16 protein-coding genes are annotated in these 17,375 nt (G+C 69.7%); 10 read left to right on the top strand and 6 right to left on the bottom strand.

What is annotated here, in order from left to right; genetic code table 11:
* Positions 1-137: 137 nt before the first annotated feature.
* Positions 138-428, top strand: a complete 291-nt coding sequence (locus tag ACZ5K7_RS07240; protein ID WP_351692865.1) for a small hydrophobic protein — start codon at positions 138-140, stop codon at positions 426-428.
* A gap of 145 nt (positions 429-573) precedes the next feature.
* Here the strand turns inward: ACZ5K7_RS07240 and ACZ5K7_RS07235 are convergent, their stop codons facing one another.
* Positions 574-1,419 carry a potassium channel family protein gene (locus tag ACZ5K7_RS07235; protein WP_351692121.1) on the bottom strand — a complete coding sequence of 282 codons (846 nt, stop codon included), beginning with the start codon at positions 1,417-1,419 and terminating at the stop codon, positions 574-576.
* Between the two features lie 137 nt (positions 1,420-1,556).
* A complete protein-coding gene (gene aceE, locus ACZ5K7_RS07230; protein WP_468911436.1) occupies positions 1,557-4,304 on the bottom strand; it encodes a pyruvate dehydrogenase (acetyl-transferring), homodimeric type in 2,748 nt (915 codons plus the stop codon).
* A gap of 424 nt (positions 4,305-4,728) precedes the next feature.
* Between aceE and ACZ5K7_RS07225 the strand changes: the two genes are divergently transcribed.
* The 6 genes from ACZ5K7_RS07225 to ACZ5K7_RS07200 all read left to right on the top strand — a co-directional run bounded on the left by ACZ5K7_RS07225 (position 4,729) and on the right by ACZ5K7_RS07200 (position 9,354).
* Positions 4,729-5,166 (top strand): DUF3052 domain-containing protein, encoded by a 438-nt coding sequence (locus tag ACZ5K7_RS07225; RefSeq protein WP_351692127.1) that lies wholly within the window; start codon positions 4,729-4,731, stop codon positions 5,164-5,166.
* 118 nt (positions 5,167-5,284) lie between these two features.
* Positions 5,285-5,743 carry a peroxiredoxin gene (locus ACZ5K7_RS07220; RefSeq protein WP_351692130.1) on the top strand — a complete coding sequence of 153 codons (459 nt, stop codon included), beginning with the start codon at positions 5,285-5,287 and terminating at the stop codon, positions 5,741-5,743.
* Positions 5,744-5,918: 175 nt separating this feature from the next.
* Complete coding sequence (locus ACZ5K7_RS07215) at positions 5,919-6,494, top strand: TerD family protein (protein ID WP_351692133.1); 576 nt, start codon at positions 5,919-5,921, stop codon at positions 6,492-6,494.
* 121 nt (positions 6,495-6,615) lie between these two features.
* Entirely contained in the window at positions 6,616-7,191 is a 576-nt protein-coding gene (locus ACZ5K7_RS07210) for a TerD family protein (RefSeq protein WP_351692136.1), read from the top strand.
* Positions 7,192-7,350: 159 nt separating this feature from the next.
* Entirely contained in the window at positions 7,351-8,496 is a 1,146-nt protein-coding gene (locus ACZ5K7_RS07205; RefSeq protein ID WP_351692139.1) for a DUF475 domain-containing protein, read from the top strand.
* A gap of 120 nt (positions 8,497-8,616) precedes the next feature.
* On the top strand, positions 8,617-9,354 hold the full coding sequence (locus ACZ5K7_RS07200) for a TerD family protein (protein ID WP_351692141.1): 738 nt from the start codon (positions 8,617-8,619) through the stop codon (positions 9,352-9,354).
* Positions 9,355-9,472: 118 nt separating this feature from the next.
* Here ACZ5K7_RS07200 and ACZ5K7_RS07195 read toward each other — a convergent pair whose 3' ends face one another.
* A complete protein-coding gene (locus ACZ5K7_RS07195) occupies positions 9,473-10,249 on the bottom strand; it encodes a TerD family protein (RefSeq protein WP_351692144.1) in 777 nt (258 codons plus the stop codon).
* A 178-nt stretch (positions 10,250-10,427) separates the two neighbouring features.
* Here ACZ5K7_RS07195 and ACZ5K7_RS07190 point away from each other — a divergent pair, with 178 nt between their 5' ends.
* From ACZ5K7_RS07190 to ACZ5K7_RS07180, 3 genes are read left to right on the top strand one after another with little or no spacing between them, the layout of a single operon-like run.
* Positions 10,428-11,600, top strand: coding sequence for an HpcH/HpaI aldolase/citrate lyase family protein (locus ACZ5K7_RS07190; protein ID WP_351692147.1), 1,173 nt, complete (start codon positions 10,428-10,430; stop codon positions 11,598-11,600).
* A 29-nt stretch (positions 11,601-11,629) separates the two neighbouring features.
* Positions 11,630-14,251, top strand: coding sequence for a phosphoribosyltransferase (locus ACZ5K7_RS07185; RefSeq protein ID WP_468911428.1), 2,622 nt, complete (start codon positions 11,630-11,632; stop codon positions 14,249-14,251).
* Complete coding sequence (locus ACZ5K7_RS07180) at positions 14,251-15,063, top strand: HAD family hydrolase (RefSeq protein ID WP_468911425.1); 813 nt, start codon at positions 14,251-14,253, stop codon at positions 15,061-15,063. Before ACZ5K7_RS07185 ends, ACZ5K7_RS07180 begins: the two co-directional genes overlap by 1 nt.
* Here the strand turns inward: ACZ5K7_RS07180 and ACZ5K7_RS07175 are convergent.
* The 3 genes from ACZ5K7_RS07175 to ACZ5K7_RS07165 form a co-directional block, all read right to left on the bottom strand.
* On the bottom strand, positions 15,060-15,269 hold the full coding sequence (locus ACZ5K7_RS07175; protein WP_351692156.1) for an FmdB family zinc ribbon protein: 210 nt from the start codon (positions 15,267-15,269) through the stop codon (positions 15,060-15,062). The genes ACZ5K7_RS07180 and ACZ5K7_RS07175 overlap by 4 nt on opposite strands.
* Positions 15,270-15,342: 73 nt before the next feature.
* Positions 15,343-15,915 carry a DUF4383 domain-containing protein gene (locus tag ACZ5K7_RS07170; protein ID WP_468911423.1) on the bottom strand — a complete coding sequence of 191 codons (573 nt, stop codon included), beginning with the start codon at positions 15,913-15,915 and terminating at the stop codon, positions 15,343-15,345.
* A gap of 69 nt (positions 15,916-15,984) precedes the next feature.
* A complete protein-coding gene (locus tag ACZ5K7_RS07165) occupies positions 15,985-17,277 on the bottom strand; it encodes a hypothetical protein (protein ID WP_351692162.1) in 1,293 nt (430 codons plus the stop codon).
* Between the last annotated feature and the right edge of the window lie 98 nt (positions 17,278-17,375).

Genomic DNA, 17,375 nt, shown 5'->3' with positions numbered 1-17,375 from the left:
AGTCCTCCGCAGGGCATGGGAGGACACCCGGGCCGCGGCGCGCTGCCGGAGGGGGGCAGCGCGCGGGCAGGTCTGCGGACGCGGAACAGGGGTACCCGGTCATCGCACCCGAACAGTCCATGGAGACCAGGGAGTTGATGATGGCGAGCTTCGGGCAACGAACACGCGGGTACCCCCGTTCACGCGGCCGGGCAGGTGCGCGGGCCGGGCTGGACCGTGGCACGCTCGGAATCATCGGCACGGTGTTCGCCGTGGTCGGCTTCTTCGCCCTCGGGATCGTGCTGGGGCCGGCGGCACTGGTGTGCGGCTGGCTCTCCATGGGCCGGGTATGGAACCCGAAGAGTTCCATACCGGCGCTGGTGGCGGTGGTGCTGGGAGCGATCGACACGCTGCTGGCGCTGCTGTGGCTGGGCGGCGTCTCGCTGTAGCCGCGGCCGGGCGGGGGTTGCTCGCGCCCACGCGGCAGAGCCGCAAATCGACACAGCCCCGCGCCCCTGAAGGGGTGCCTCAGCTGCGGGCGGTCGTGCCGCTGGGGCGGCCGCCCGCCCATGAAGCGGCAGCCGTGCGAGGCACTCAGCTGCGGGCGGTCGTGCCTCCCCCGGAGCCCGAAAGGCCCGGGGGGACCCCCAGGCGGCACGGGTGGGCGCAGGGGCACCCCGCCAGCGCCGGTGAGTGTCCCGTTGCGCCGGCCCCCACCCCCTCGCGCAAAGCAACCACCTCGGCCCGCAGCGCCCGCACCTCCTCCGTCAGCAAGGCGATCGCCTCCGTCTGCCGGCGCTCCTCCACGTCGTCCTTCTCGAACCGTGCGATGAACCACGTCGCGATGTTCGCCGTCACCACACCCAGCAGGGCGATCCCGGACAGCATCAGGCCGACCGCGATCATCCGGCCCAGCCCGGTCGTCGGCGCGTGGTCGCCGTACCCGACCGTCGTCATCGTCGTGAACGACCACCACAGCGCGTCACCCAGCGTGCGGATGTTCCCGTTCGGGGAGTCCCGCTCCACCGAGAGCACGGCCAGCGAGCCGAACATCAGCAGTCCGACGACCGCGCCCACCACATACGTCGTCAGCCGGATCTGCGAGGCCATCCGGGCCCGCCGCCCCACCAGCGTCAGCGTCGCGACGAGCCGTAGCAGCCGCAGCGGCTGGAGTATCGGCAGCACCACCGCGCACAGGTCTATCCAGTGCGTCCGCACGAACTCCTTGCGCCGGGGCGCCAGAGCCAGCCGTACGAGGTAGTCGAGAGCGAACGAACCCCACACCACCCACTCCGCCACCGTGCACGCGGCGGTGAGGACATGCCCTGCGGAACTGTCCACGATCGGCAGCGCGTAGGCGACCGCGAAGGCCACCGCGAGCCCCAGCAACGGCCGTTGGGTCACCTGCTCCCAACGCGTCTGCGCGGACTGTCGCTCCATGAGGGCATCGTAGGCACTGTCCGCGCCCCAAAGGGGCGCGGACAGCAGCGGTCTGCGGCTCCGCCGCGTGGGCGCGACCAGCCACGACGTTGCCGCAGCTCCCCACCGCCCGCCCCGGCCGAAGCCGAGCGCAGCGGCTACGCGTCGCCGCCCGCCACGCCCGGGTGCGCCGCCGCCACGTCCAGCAGCTGGTACCGGTCGATGGCCTGCTTGAGCACCGAGCGGTCGAGCCTGCCCTCACGGGCCAGCTCGGTCAGCACCGCGACCACGATCGACTGCGCGTCGATGTGGAAGAACCGGCGTGCCGCGCCGCGCGTGTCGGCGAAGCCGAAGCCGTCGGCGCCCAGCGACTGGTACGTGCCGGGTACCCAGCGCGCGATCTGGTCCGGGACCGATCGCATCCAGTCGGAGACGGCCACGAACGGACCCTCGGCGACGCTCAGCTTGCGCGTCACGTACGGGGTGCGCTGCTCCTCCTCCGGGTGGAGGAGGTTGTGCTCCTCGCAGGCCACGGCCTCGCGCCGCAGCTCGTTCCAGGAGGTGGCGGACCAGACGTCGGCCTTCACGTTCCAGTCCGCGGCGAGGATCCGCTGCGCCTCGATCGCCCACGGGACCGCGACGCCGGACGCCATGATCTGCGCCGGGACGGTGCCGCCCGTGCCCGCGCTGATCCGGTGGATGCCCTTGAGGATGCCCTCGACGTCCACGTCGGCCGGCTCGGCCGGGTGCTGGATCGGCTCGTTGTAGACGGTCAGGTAGTAGAAGACGTCCTCGCCGTGCGGGTGCTCGGCGTCACTGCCGTACATCCGGCGCAGGCCGTCCTGGACGATGTGCGCGATCTCGTACGAGTACGCCGGGTCGTAGGCCACGCATCCCGGGTTCGTGGAGGCGAGCAGCTGGGAGTGGCCGTCGGCGTGCTGGAGGCCCTCACCGGTCAGGGTCGTACGGCCGGCGGTCGCGCCCAGGACGAAACCGCGCGCCAGCTGGTCGGCCATCTGCCAGAACTGGTCGCCGGTGCGCTGGAAACCGAACATCGAGTAGAAGACGTAGACCGGGATGAGCGGCTCGCCGTGGGTGGCGTAGGCCGAGCCCGCCGCGATCAGGGACGCCGTGCAGCCGGCCTCGGAGATGCCGTCGTGCAGCATCTGGCCGGTCGGCGACTCCTTGTAGGCGAGCAGCAGGTCGCGGTCGACCGCCTCGTACTGCTGGCCGAGCGGGTTGTAGATCTTCGCGCTCGGGAAGAAGGAGTCCATGCCGAAGGTGCGGTACTCGTCCGGCGCGATCAGTACGAAACGGCGGCCGAGCTCCTTGTCCCGCATGAGGTCCTTGAGGAGACGGACAAAGGCCATGGTGGTCGCGATGGACTGCTGGCCGGTGCCCTTCTTCACGGTCGCGTACGTCTTGTCGTCCGGCAGCGCAAGGGGCTTGGAGCGTACGACGCGGGTCGGGACATAGCCGCCGAGGCCCTTGCGCCGGTCGTGCATGTACTGGATCTCCTCCGAGTTCCGGCCGGGGTGGTAGTACGGCGGCAGGCCGGACTCCAGCTCCTGGTCGGAGATCGGCAGGTGCAGCCGGTCCCGGAAGCCCTTGAGGTCGGCGACCGTCAGCTTCTTCATCTGGTGGGTGGCGTTGCGGCCCTCGAAGTTCGGGCCCAGCGTCCAGCCCTTGATCGTCTTGGCCAGGATGACCGTCGGCTGGCCCCGGTGCTCGGTGGCCGCCTTGAACGCCGCGTAGATCTTGCGGTGGTCGTGGCCGCCGCGGCCCAGGTGCAGGATCTGGTCGTCGCTCATGTGCTCGACCATCGCGCGCAGCCGCTGGTCGTCACCGAAGAAGTGGTCGCGGATGTACCCGCCGGACTCGGTGGCGTAGGTCTGGAACTGACCGTCGGGGGTCGTGTTCATCTTGTTGACCAGGACGCCGTCACGGTCCTGGGCGAGCAGCGGGTCCCAGGTGCGGTCCCAGACCAGCTTGATCACGTTCCAGCCGGCGCCACGGAAGACCGACTCCAGCTCCTGGATGATCTTGCCGTTGCCGCGTACCGGGCCGTCGAGCCGCTGGAGGTTGCAGTTGACGACGAAGGTCAGGTTGTCCAGGCCCTCGCGCGCGGCGATGGACAGCTGGCCGAGCGACTCCGGCTCGTCCATCTCGCCGTCGCCGAGGAACGCCCAGACGTGTGACTTCGAGGTGTCGGCGATCCCGCGCGCGTGCATGTAGCGGTTCATCCGCGCCTGGTAGATCGCGCCGATCGGGCCGAGGCCCATCGACACCGTCGGGAACTCCCAGAAGTCCGGCATGGAGCGCGGGTGCGGGTAGCTGGAGAGGCCGTTCGGGTATTTCGACTTCTCCTGGCGGAAGCCGTCCAGCTGCTCCTCGCCGAGCCGGTCGAGCAGGAAGGCGCGCGCGTAGATACCGGGGGAGGCGTGCCCCTGGAAGAAGACCTGGTCGCCGCCGTGGCCGTCGTCCTTGCCGCGGAAGAAGTGGTTGAAGCCGACGTCGTAGAGGGACGCTGAGGAAGCGAAGGTGGCGATGTGGCCGCCGACACCGATGCCCGGACGCTGCGCACGGGAGACCATCACGGCCGCGTTCCAGCGGGTCGCGTTGAGGACCTTGCGCTCGATCTCCTCGTTGCCCGGGAAGAACGGCTCCGCGCGCGTGGGGATCGTGTTGACGTAGTCCGTGCTGCGCATCTCGGGTACGGCCACCCGCCGCTCGCGGGCGCGCTCGATCAGGCGGAGCATCAGATAACGGGCCCGTTCCCGGCCGCGCTCGTCCACGGCGGCGTCGAGCGAGTCGAGCCACTCCTGGGTTTCCTCGGGATCGAAGTCAGGAACCTGACTCGGAAGGCCGCCAATGATGATCGGGTTGCGATCGGATCCGGAAGCCACGCTGTTCCTTACCTGTCAGAGGGGCACTGATTCCCTGCGTTTTCCTGCATGTCCCTGCGTTTCCCTGCACCGCTGTCCATCGTCCACCTCGGGGCAGCGCACGTCATCTCTACCGTGAGGTAACTCGGTCCCGGCCAAAACGCAACGATACGCCCGGGGTGTGACGTGCTTGGCAAACTCGTTCGACCGTCGTATGTGAGGATGATTCCGAAAGGAACATAGCGGGCAAAAGGGAGTGGTGTGTGCCACACCTGTCTGCGATACGGTGCCGGGAGTTGCGGCGACACGGCCGGGATCGTCACCGTTTCGGCGGTCTGAAGGGCCGGGTACTTGCGCGATCCGTCCCGCCCGTGTGGACTACGGCCAATGCTTCGCGCACGCGCGTGGCTGAGTTAATCAACAAGACATGATCAGGAGGCAACCCGTGAGCGCGACCGCGGACCACGCGGAGGAGCGGACCACCCCTGCCGTCAGGCTGGGGTTCCAGCCAGACCAGGTGGTCCAGGAGATCGGCTACGACGACGACGTCGACCAGGAACTCCGCGAGTCCATCGAAGACACCATCGGCACCGAGTTGGTGGACGAGGACTACGACGACGTGGCCGACGCCGTGGTGCTGTGGTTCCGTGAGGATGACGGCGACCTGACGGACGCGCTGGTGGATGCCGTCACGTACATGGAGGAAGGCGGCTGGATCCTGCTGCTGACTCCGAAGACGGGCCGTGACGGCTACGTCGAGCCGAGCGACATCGGCGAGGCGGCCACGACCGCCGGCCTCTCGCAGACCAAGAGCGTCAGCGTGGGCAAGGACTGGAACGGCAGCAGGCTGCTGACCCCGAAGGGCGCCGCCAAGAAGCGCTGAGCCCCGCCCGGCGGACGGACCGTGCCCCGGTCCGTCCGTCGGCCTGCCGTGATCGCCGCGCGAAGGTCGCCGCATAGGGTGTCCTCACCCGAACAGCCCCTTACGAAGGGATGCAGCGATGGCGATCCAGGTCGGCGACAAGGCGCCCGACTTCGAGCTCAAGGACAACCACGGCCGGTCCGTGCGGCTGTCCGACTTCCGCGGCGAGAAGAACGTCGTGCTGCTCTTCTACCCGTTCGCCTTCACCGGCGTGTGCACGGGTGAGCTGTGCGAGCTGCGCGACAACCTGCCCCAGTTCGAGGACCGCGGCACCCAGCTGCTCGCCGTCTCCAACGACTCCATCCACACCCTGCGTGTCTTCGCCGAGCAGGAGGGCCTGGAGTACCCGCTGCTCAGCGACTTCTGGCCGCACGGCGAGACCTCACGCGCCTACGGCGTCTTCGACGAGGCCAAGGGCTGTGCGGTCCGAGGCACCTTCGTCATCGACAAGGAGGGCGTCGTGCGGTGGACCGTGGTCAACGGACTGCCGGACGCGCGCGACCTGAACGACTACGTGAAGGCGCTCGACGCCCTGTAGACCGCTTCGCGGACCGTTCGCCGGTCCCCTAGGGGTCGACAGGGCCGACACCCGGTAATTCTTCGGGGTCCAGGGCCTGCGGGGGGCGGGAACCCGTCACTAGGATCGAATCGTTGATCCGGTATCCGAAGCACCACGGGGGCTCCCCGCCCCTGGACACCACAAGGGAGGACTCGTGGGAGTCAGCCTCAGCAAGGGCGGCAACGTATCGCTGACGAAGGAGGCCCCCGGCCTGACCGCGGTCCTCGTGGGTCTGGGCTGGGACGTCCGGACCACCACCGGCACCGACTTCGACCTGGACGCCAGCGCGCTGCTGCTGAACACGGAGGGCAAGGTCGGCAGCGACGCGAACTTCGTCTTCTTCAACAACCTCAAGAGCCCCGAGGGCTCGGTCGAGCACACCGGTGACAACCTCACCGGTGAGGGCGAGGGCGACGACGAGGTGATCAAGGTCAACCTGGCCACGGTCCCCGCCGACGTCGAGAAGATCGTCTTCCCGGTGTCGATCTACGACGCCGACAACCGCCAGCAGTCCTTCGGCCAGGTCCGCAACGCGTTCATCCGCGTGGTGAACCAGGCCGGCGGCGCCGAGATCGCCCGCTACGACCTGTCCGAGGACGCCTCGACCGAGACCGCCATGGTCTTCGGCGAGCTGTACCGCAACGGCGCGGAGTGGAAGTTCCGCGCCATCGGCCAGGGCTATGCCTCCGGCCTGCGCGGCATCGCCCAGGACTTCGGCGTCAACGTCTGAGCCCGTCCGGGCGCCCGCCGAGGGCGTTCGAAAGTCCGCACTGTCCGGCGCCGCACCGTTTACGGTCGGCGCCGGACGTGCAGGACAACCGGAGAAACACCGCTAGGGGAGGACCAGCACCATGGGCGTCACGCTCGCCAAGGGAGGCAATGTCTCCCTCTCCAAGGCCGCACCGAACCTCACCAACGTCATGATCGGACTCGGCTGGGACGCCCGCTCCACCACCGGCGCCCCCTTCGACCTCGACGCCAGCGCGCTGCTGTGCAAGGACGGCCGGGTGCTCGGCGACGAGTGGTTCGTCTTCTACAACCAGCTCAAGAGCCCCGACGGCTCCGTCGAGCACACCGGAGACAACCTCACCGGTGAGGGCGAGGGCGACGACGAATCGATTCTGGTCGACCTGCCCAAGGTGCCGGCCGAGTGCGACAAGATCATCTTCCCGGTCTCCATCCACATGGCCGACGAGCGCGGCCAGACCTTCGGCCAGGTCTCCAACGCGTTCATCCGGGTCGTCAACCAGGCCGACGGCCAGGAGCTCGCCCGCTACGACCTCAGCGAGGACGCCTCCACCGAGACCGCCATGATCTTCGGCGAGCTCTACCGGTACCAGGGCGAATGGAAGTTCCGGGCCGTCGGCCAGGGCTACGCCTCAGGGCTGCGGGGTATCGCGCTCGACTTCGGTGTGAACGTCTCGTAGCACCCGTCACAGCCGGATGTAGGGCCCGCGCGAGCCGTAGGACACCGATGCCCTCTAGACTCCGTGGTCAACAGTGAGTAAAGCCGAGTACGGCGCGGGAGAGACCCTCCCTCAGACTCCGTCTGGGAGGTACCCCCACACACCATGATTGGGTAACCAGTGCTTTTGAAAACCTTCGGCTGGTCGTTCGCGATCACCGCGCTCGGCCTGGTCGCCGCGGTCCTCTACGGGGGGTGGGAGGCCTTCGGCATCGTGGCGATCCTGGCCGTCCTCGAGATCTCCCTGTCGTTCGACAACGCGGTCGTCAACGCCGGAATCCTGAAGAAGATGAGTGCCTTCTGGCAGAAGATCTTCCTCACGGTCGGCGTTCTCATCGCGGTCTTCGGCATGCGGCTGGTCTTCCCGGTCGTGATCGTCGCGGTCACCGCCAAGATGGGCCCCATCGAGGCCGTCGACCTCGCGCTCAACAACAAGGACCGCTACCAGGAACTGGTCACCGACGCCCACCCGGCGATCGCCGCCTTCGGCGGTATGTTCCTGCTGATGATCTTCCTCGACTTCATCTTCGAGGACCGGGACATCCAGTGGCTGCGCTGGATCGAGCGCCCGCTGGCCAAGCTCGGCAAGGTCGACATGCTGGCGGTCTGCATCGCCCTGATCGTCCTGCTGATCACCTCCTTCACCTTCGCCACCCACGCCCACCAGCACGGCGGCGGCCACGTCGACAAGGCGCAGACGGTCCTGATCGCCGGTATCGCCGGCCTGATCACCTACATGATCGTCGGTGGCCTTTCCGGCTTCTTCGAGGACCGGCTCGAAGCCGAGGAGGAACGCGAGCACGAGGAGGAGGAAGAGGCCGAGCGCACCGGCAAGAAGAAGTCGGCGGTCGTGCTGGCCGGCCAGGCGGCGTTCTTCATGTTCCTCTACCTGGAGGTCCTGGACGCGTCCTTCTCCTTCGACGGCGTGATCGGCGCGTTCGCCATCACCAACGACATCGTGCTGATGGCCCTCGGCCTCGGTATCGGCGCGATGTACGTCCGGTCGCTCACGGTCTACCTGGTCCGGCAGGGCACCCTCGACGACTACGTCTATCTGGAGCACGGCGCCCACTACGCGATCGGCGCGCTGGCGGTCATCCTGATGGTCACCATCCAGTACCAGATCAACGAGGTCATCACCGGTCTCGTCGGCGTCGTCCTGATCGGCTGGTCGTTCTGGTCCTCCGTGCGACGCAACCAGCGGCTGGCGGCGGCCGAGGGAAAAGCGGGGACGGACGACAAGGCTGAGGTCTCGTCCGGCGTCTGAACGGGCTCACCGGGCCGAAAACGGAGGGTGTGACACCCTTCTGGACGAGGAACGCTCTGTTCGGGGCGGCCGACGCGGTCGGCCGCCCCGAGGCGTCGGCGGAAGTCTCTGGGGGCGGGAATGGGTTTCTTCGACGGGCTGCTGGGCGGAAGGGCGGCCGAGTTCGACTCGGGCAGCGCCGCGTCCAACGCCATCGAGCTCACCAAGCGGCACCAGCAGGTGTCCCTCACGAAGCAGGGCGCGGCCACCGGCAACCTGCGCATCAACCTCGCCTGGCGGATGCGGACGTCCGACTTCGACGGCGAACAGCGGACGAGCCTGTTCCGGCACCCCTTCAAGGCGCTCAGGCCGCCGGAGGTGCTCGGACACGGGCAGAGCATGGTCAACGTCGACCTCGACCTCGGCGCGCTGTACGAGCTGACCGACGGGAGCAAGGGTGTCGTACAGCCGCTCGGCGGCCTGCTCGGGGACGTGAACGCACCGCCGTACGTCAAGCTCAGTGGCGACGACCGGTTCGGGTCCGCGTCCGGCGAGACGATGTACGTCAACCTTGATCATCGCGACGACATCAAGCGGCTGCTGGTCTTCGTGTACATCTACGACCAGACACCGGCGTTCGACCGCACCCACGCGATCGTGACGCTCTACCCCAGCAACGGGCCGCGGATCGAGATAGGCCTGGACGAACGGCATCCGCAGGCCCGGTCGTGCGCGGTGGTGATGATCGAGAACGTCAAGGGCGAACTGGTCGTCCGGCGCGAGGTGAAGTTCGTGTACGGGTTCCAGGGGGAGCTGGACCGGTTGTACGGGTGGGGGTTGCAGTGGGGGCGGGGATACAAGACGAAGGTGGAGAAGTAGGGCGGGTACGGGGGGTGGGGTATGCCGTGCGTTCGCGGGTGCGGTGCCGTCGTGGCCGCTCGCGCCCGCGCGGCGGAGCCGCACATCGATACACCCCCACGCCCCTGGGCAAATCCGGTCATCGTCCGATGAATTGAGGCCCTTGCGGAGGCAGCCGGAAGTCCGTGTTCGGGACCGTCGCCACCGGGATCGGGGCCGGCGGCGGGTAGCCGTAGCCCGACTGGGGCTGCTGCTGGGGGTAGCCGTAGGCCGGTGAGGTCGGCTGCGGGTAGCCGTACGCGGGCTGGGCCGGGACCGAGGTCGGCTGCTCGGGCGGCAGCGGCTGGGAGGCCGGGAGTTCCTCCAGCGACTCCGACTCGTCCACCGAGATGCCGAAGTCGGTCGCCAGGCCCTTGAGGCCGTTGCTGTAGCCCTCGCCCAGTGCGCGGAACTTCCAGCCGTCCCCCCTGCGGTACAGCTCACCGCAGATCAGGGCCGTCTCGGCGCCGGTCTCCGGCTTGATGTCGAAGTGGGCCAGCGGCTCGGCGTCGGGAGCCGAGGCGTCGTACAGCAGGATGCGCAGGGCGGGTACGTGCTCGAACGGGATGCCGTCCGCCGATGCGACCAGGAGGATTCGGCCTACATTGGGCTCGACACCGGGGAGATCTGTCTGGATCGTGTCGGTGAGGCCTTCGGCCACCCGTTTCTTGCCCAGCCGCCAGACCTTCCCGGAGGGGTGCCGGGGCTGGTTGTAGAAGACGAAGTCCTCGTCGGAGCGCACACGTCCGTCGGGGCCGAGGAGCAGCGCCGAGGCATCGACGTCGGGGACTCCCTGCCCGGGGGTCCAGCGCAGTACCGCCCGGACCGTGGTGGCCTCCACGGGGACGTTCGACCCCTTCAGCATCGCGTGCGTCATGCGGTCATCCTGCCCTCTCGGTCCTGGTCACGACAACGCGGGGGGCTCCGCGACCGACACAGGCGGGTTACCTGGAATTCATGCCCGGCGGGAACCCACGACATGGCTTTGTACGTACTATTACCGGCCACCCTTTACCAATTTCACAGACTGGGTCCACGCCGCCACGGGGAGTTTTATGCGTCATTTCGGGCACATCGCACCTGAGGTGCGGCAGCGTCTCTTCCACCAGGAGCCGTGCGAGTTCACCGCCGACTCCCCGGCCCGGCTGCTCTCCGCGGCTCTGGGCGCCACGCTGTACAGCCCGGCCACCCGGGAGCGGCTCGCCGACGACATCGTCAAACAGGCGGGACTCGGCGTGGTCTCCATGGTGCTGTGCCTGGAGGACTCCATCGGCGACGAGGACGTGGTGGCGGGCGAGGCGAACCTCGTCCGCCAGTTCGCCGACCTGGCCGCTCGGGTCCGGGCGGGCGTGGAGCTGCCGCTGCTCTTCATCCGGGTGCGCGAGCCCGAACAGATCCCCGACCTGGTACGGCGGCTCGGCGGCAGCGTGTCGCTGCTGTCCGGGTTCGTGTTCCCGAAGTTCACCGAGGAGCGCGGCATCCCCTTCCTGGAGGCGCTGACCGGAGCCGAGGCACGCAGCGGCCGCCGGCTGTTCGGGATGCCCGTCCTGGAGACGCCCGAGCTGATGTACCGGGAGACGCGCGTGGACGCCCTGGAGGGCATCGCCCGCGCCGTCGACAAGTACCGGAGCAAGGTGCTGGCGCTGAGGCTCGGGGTGACCGACTTCTGCTCCTCGTACGGGCTGCGGCGGGCACCCGACATGACCGCCTACGACGTGCAGATCATCGCCTCCGTGATCGCGGACGTGGTGAACATGCTGGGGCGGGCCGACGGCACCGGGTTCACGGTGACCGGGCCGGTCTGGGAGTACTTCCGGGTCCCCGAGCGCATGTTCAAGCCGATGCTCCGCTCCAGCCCCTTCCTGGAGGAGCAGGCCGTGGAGCTGCGCGACCGCCTCATCGAGCACGCCATGGACGGGCTGCTCAGGGAGATCTCCCTGGACCACGCCAACGGGCTGCTCGGCAAGACCTGCATCCACCCCTCGCACGTCCTCCCCGTGCACGCGCTGTCGGTCGTCAGTCACGAGGAGTTCTCGGACGCCCAGGACATCCTCCGGCCGGAACGGGGCGGTGGGGGTGTACTTCGATCGGCGTACACGAACAAGATGAACGAGGTGAAGCCGCACCGCGCCTGGGCCGAGCGGACCATGCTGCGGGCCGAGGTGTTCGGCGTGGCCAACGAGGACGTCGGCTTCGTGGAGCTGCTCGCCGCCGGAATCCCCGGCTGACGGGCCCGAGGGGACGACACAGGAAGCGCATGAACAACGCAGTGAACAACGGGGACTGGTCCGGCAGCTGGGTCGCCGAGCGGCTCGGCGTCGAACTCGTGGGTGACGACGGCCTGCGGGCCCTTCTCGGACTGGCCCTGCGCCGCAACCCCAAGCGGGCCCACCTGCTGGTCTCCAACGTGCTCGGCAAGCACGTGCCGCAGTCGCCCGCGGTGGTGTACGGCCACGGGTTCACCCTCGGCCGCCGGGTGCGGGAACTCCTCGGCGACGAGGAGGCGGCCCGGGCCGTGGTGGTGGGCTACGCCGAGACGGCCACCGGCCTCGGCCACTCCGTCGCGGACGGCGTCGGTCTCGCCCCCTACCTGCACTCCACGCGGCGTCCGGTCCCGGGCGTCACCCCGGCCGGCGGCTTCGAGGAGTCCCACTCCCACGCGACCTCGCATCTGCTGCTCCCGGAGGACCCGGCGCTGCTGGTCGGCGAGGGCCCGCTGGTCCTGGTGGACGACGAGTTCTCCACGGGCAACACGGTCCTGAACACGATCAGGGACCTGCACGCCCGTTATCCGCGGAAACGTTACGTCGTGGTGGCTCTGGTCGATATGCGGTCCCCCGCGGACGCGGGGCGCCTCGCGGATCTCGCCGGTGAGATCGGCGCGAGCGTGGACCTGGTGGCCGGCGCGTCGGGGACGGTACGGCTGCCGGAGGGGGTGTTGGAGAAGGGGCAGGAGCTGGTGGCGAAGTACGAGGAGAGTGCCGCGAACGGTGACCGGCCGGGTGCGGCGCCGTCCGGACTGGTCGCGCCCCGCGGCGGAGCCGCACATGGACACGGCCCCGCGCCCCTGGGTGGATGGACTGGTAGTCGCCTTCAAGGGCAACGCCCTGAAGGGGCGCGGGGAACGGCGCGACCAGCCCCCACCGGCCCGCAGTCGACCGACAACGGCACCACCCCCCACCTCACCCACCTCACCCACATCGACCTGCACTGGCCGCAAGGCCTCCCCGACGGCGGTCGGCACGGCTTCACCCCCGCCCACCGAATACGCCTCGAAACGGCCCTCCCCGCCATGGCCGCGCGCCTCGCCGAGGCCCTGCCCCCCGACGCACGCCGCGTACTCACCCTCGGCTTCGAGGAGCTGATGTACGCCCCCCTCCGGGTCGCCCGTGAGCTGGAGCCCCTCGTCGCCGCCGAGGTGCGGTACTCCACCACCACCCGCTCACCCGTCCTGGCCGTCGACGACCCCGGCTACGCAATCCGCAGCCGTCTCGTCTTCCCGGCCCACGACAACCCCGCCGACGGCCCCGGCGAGCGCTACGCGTACAACGTGGCCGGCGGCGGCTTCGACGCGGTGGTCGTCTTCGTCGACTCCGCCGGCGACACCCCCGAACTGCACGCCCCGGACGGCCTGCTGGCCCGGCTCGGCGCGCATGCCCCGCATGTCCTGCTCGCGGTTGTACCGTCGTACGCCCCCGCGCTGACCGAAGAGAGCCCCGCCATGCTGCCCGAGCCCCTCCGCGGCCCCGCCTTCTCCTCGTACCCGCCGGAGGACGTCGGCTGGCTGCTCCAGGACCTCTCGGACGTCACGCTGGAGGCGCCGACCGAGGAGCGCGAGGAGGCCATCCAGAGCGGCGGCGCGCACTACGCCGAGTCGCTGCCGGTGGAGTACCAGCCGAGCGAGCAGTACCAGGCGCTCTTCCACGCGGCCCTGGAGACGTCGGCCGCCCGGATCGCGCAGGCGGTCGGGGTCGTGACGGAGACCGTGCTGGCCGAACGGTCGGCCCGGCCGGTGCTGGTCTCGCTGGCGCGCGCCGGGACCCCGGTGGGCGTGCTGATGCGCCGCTGGGCGCGGTTCCGGTACGGCGCCGAGCTGCCGCACTACGCCGTGTCGATCGTGCGTGGCCGCGGTATCGACGCGAACGCGCTGCGCTGGCTGGCGGACCGTCACGAGCCGCGGGACATTGTGTTCGTGGACGGCTGGACCGGGAAGGGCGCGATCACCCGGGAACTCGCCGACGCGATCGAGGAGTTCGAGGAGCGGGAGGGCGTCTCCGGGTTCGACCCGGAGATCGCGGTGCTCGCGGACCCCGGGTCGTGCGTGCGGACGTACGGCACCCGGGAGGACTTCCTGATCCCCTCCGCCTGCCTCAACTCGACGGTCTCCGGGCTGATCTCACGGACCGTGCTGCGGGCCGACCTGGTGGGTCCCGACGACTTCCACGGCGCGAAGTTCTACCGCGAGCTGGCCGGGGCCGATGTGTCGGTGGCCTTCCTGGACGCGGTCGCCGCGCGGTTCGAGGAGGTCGTGGACGCGGTGGACGAGGCCGTGAAGGAGCTGGCCGTCGCGGACCGCACGCCGACCTGGGAGGGCTGGGCGGCCGTCGAGCGGATCAGCGAGGAGTACGGCATCCACGACGTGAACCTCGTCAAGCCGGGTGTGGGGGAGACCACCCGGGTGCTGCTGCGCCGGGTGCCCTGGAAGATCCTGGCGCGGGCCGGGGCGGGCGCCGACCTGGACCATGTGCGGCTGCTGGCCGAACAGCGCGGTGTGCCGGTGGAGGAGGTCGGCGAACTGCCGTACACCTGTGTCGGGTTGATCCATCCCAAGTACACCCGCGGGGCGACCGGCGCCGACGGCAGGGCGGTGAACGTCTGATGGCGCTGCTGGTGGCGAGCGATCTCGACCGTACGCTCATCTACTCGGCGGGTGCCCTGGCGCTGACCATGCCGGACGCGCGGGCGCCCCGGCTGCTCTGTGTCGAGGTGCACGAGAGCAGGCCGCTGTCGTACCTGACCGAGACGTCCGCGCGGTTGCTGACCGAGCTCGGCGACGCGGCCGTCTTCGTGCCGACGACCACCCGGACCCGCAAGCAGTACGAGCGGATCAACCTGCCGGGGCCCGCGCCGCGCTACGCCATCTGTGCCAACGGCGGGCATCTGCTGGTGGACGGGGTCTCCGACGGGGACTGGCACGGGCGGGTGCTGGCGCGGCTGGCCGACGAGTGCGCGCCGCTGGACGAGGTACAGGCGTATCTGGCCGAGCACGCCGACCCGGTGTGGCTGCGCAAGCTCCGGGTCGCCGAGGACCTGTTCGCCTACCTGGTGGTGGAGCGGGAGCTGCTGCCCGAGGAGTGGGTGAAGAGCCTCGCGGTGTGGGCGGAGAACCGCGGCTGGACGGTGTCGCTGCAGGGGCGGAAGCTCTACGCGGTGCCGAAGCCACTGACGAAGAGCGCGGCGATGCGGGAGGTCGCGCGGCGGACCGGCGCCGAGCTGACGCTGGCCGCGGGGGACTCGCTGCTCGACGCCGACCTGCTGCTGGCCGCGGACCGTGGCTGGCGCCCGGGGCACGGCGAGTTGGCCGACGCCGGATGGGCCGGCCCGGCCGTCGTCGCGTTGCCCGAGCGCGGGGTGCTGGCCGGAGAACGGATCCTGCGGGAATTCCTGAAGACGGTCCGTACGGAGGGCTAGCCGCAGCAGCCGCCGCCGCAACAGCCGCCGGAGCTGGGAGCGGCGGCGGGTGTGGAAGCCGTACCGCCCACCGCCACCGTGGACAAAAGCTTCACGGTGTCCCCATGCCCCTGCGGGCATGCTGCCGGAGCGGACGACTCGGCCATGGGGCGGGACAGTTCGAAGGTGTCGCCGCAGGTGCGGCAGCGGTACTCGTATCGGGGCATGGGGACAGGCTAACGGGAGTACCGAGGAAGTGCGGGGAGACAGATCGGGCCCCGCCGACCCGGACCCAGCCCACTACCGGCGGTCATCGGCGTCGTCAGCCTGCCGCACCTGACCACGGGTGGTCGCGGGCCGTTGCTCCGCCTCGGGGTGGCGGGCCCGCCAGTACGGGTTGTCGTGTGGCAGGTTCGTGCTGACCCTGCCGTACATTCCGAACACCATCAGCACGAGTCCCACCACGAAACTGAACAGCACGTTCTGGATCCCGAAGGCCAGGAAGTTCGAGTCGGTGCCGAGCAGGCCGAGGAACAGGAAGCCGTTCAGGATGAACAGCACGCCGAGCACCATGTTCAGCGTGGAGGCGAAGTTCCCGCCGATCACCATGCCGACGAAGAGCAGCAGCCCGACACAGATCGACAGCACGCTCAGCGCGCCGTTGGTGTTCAGGCCGATCGCGGTGTTTCCGCCCGTGTCGAAGAAACCGATGTTGTTGGTGAGCCCGAGGATCCCGAAGGCCACCAGGAACAGGCCCATCAGGCCCGCACCGATCCGGTAGATCCTGTTCAGGCGGTGGTCGACGGGCAGTGCCTCGTCGAACATGATCCGCCGCCGTGTCTCCGGGTGCGCCAGGTGTGAGTGTGAGGCCATCTCCGCCTCCTGCTCTCGAATGCGGGTCGCCTTCCAATATCCGCCCGGTGCGGGTCATCGGCAAACGCCTCAGTGAGCGGTGCCCCGGTCCTCCCTGATCTGCGCGACCACCCGCGCGACCGACTGCCGTACCGCTTCCGTCTCCGTCAGGAAGTGCCAGTAGTCGGGATGGCGCCCCTCCAGCGACCCTGCCGCCCGCTCCAGCCGCGCCACCGCGTCGTCCAGCGGCCGCGCGTGCCGCGGATCAGGGCTGGTCCGCCCGGCCATCGCCAGCCGCTGCGCATCCCGGATCGCGAACCGGGTCCGCTCGATCTCCGCCCGCGGATCCTTCTGTACGGCGTTGAGCCGGCTCAGCCGGTCACCGGCGGCGGACACCGCCTCGTCCGTACTGTTGAGCAGCGCCCGCACGGTGGAGAGCAGCGAGGTGGCGTCCGCCCACTTCTGCGCGTCCCGCGCGGCCTGCGCGTCCCTCAGCTTCAGCTCGGCCTGCCGTACGTTCTGCGCGGCCTGCTCGGGAACCTGCTGGAGATCCTGCCAGCAGGCGGCCGAGAACCGCCGGCGCAGCTCGCTGAGGACCGGATCCACCTGCCCGGACCGGGTGGTCAGCGCCTGCGCCCGCGTCCGCAGGCTCACCAGCCGGTGATCGATCTCGGCGGCCTTCTCCGGCAGCCGCTCGGCCTCGACCCGGATGGCCTCGGCCTCCCGCTGCACCCGCCCGGCCCGCTCCAGCGTCGTCTGCACACCATGCTGTCCGGCGCCCTGATTGAGCTTGGTCAGCTCGGGCGCGAGCGCGGCCAGCCGGGCCGCCAGATCGTCGGCCCTGATCTGGGTCTTCCGTACGGCATCGAGCCCGTTGCTGGCCGCCAGCAGCGCCTGCCGGGCCCGCTCCACGGCGGGCGCGAGCCGTGCCAGCTGCGTCTCGGCCTTGCCGAGCAGCGGCCCGAGAGACTCCCCGAACCGGTCCAGGTCCCGCTTCACGCCGACGAGCTCGTCCTTGGCGCGGGTGATCTCCCCCCGGGCCCGCGACGCGGCGGCGGCCTCCAGATCGTCCCGGTCCAGGTCGTAGGCGTCGATGGCCTGGATGTACCGGTTGCTGACCTCGTCGATCCGACGCCCCAGCGCCTCGAAGTCGGAGACGGCACGACGGGCGGCCGGCGTGTCGTCGACGGCGGAGATGGTCTCTATGGAGATCCGCAGATCCCGCTGGGCGGTGTCCAACTCGTAGAAGGCGTTGGCCGCGGCGTCCTTGGCCGCCTGCGCCTCGGCCCGCTGACTCTCGGCCCGCCCCCCGAACCACCGCCGGGTGCCGCCACCGGCGAACGCCCCGGGCACCATGAGCACGGCCAGCAACGGCACACTCATCAGGCCGAGGACATCCCGGAGCGGGGAGCGCCGGGCCTGCACGGGACGCGAATACGACTGCTCGGATGCCGCCGAAGTCGCCGATGTCGCCGTCACTT

Source organism: Streptomyces sp. NPDC031497, from assembly GCF_055580905.1.
This window is presented reverse-complemented; position numbering and strand designations above follow the sequence as displayed.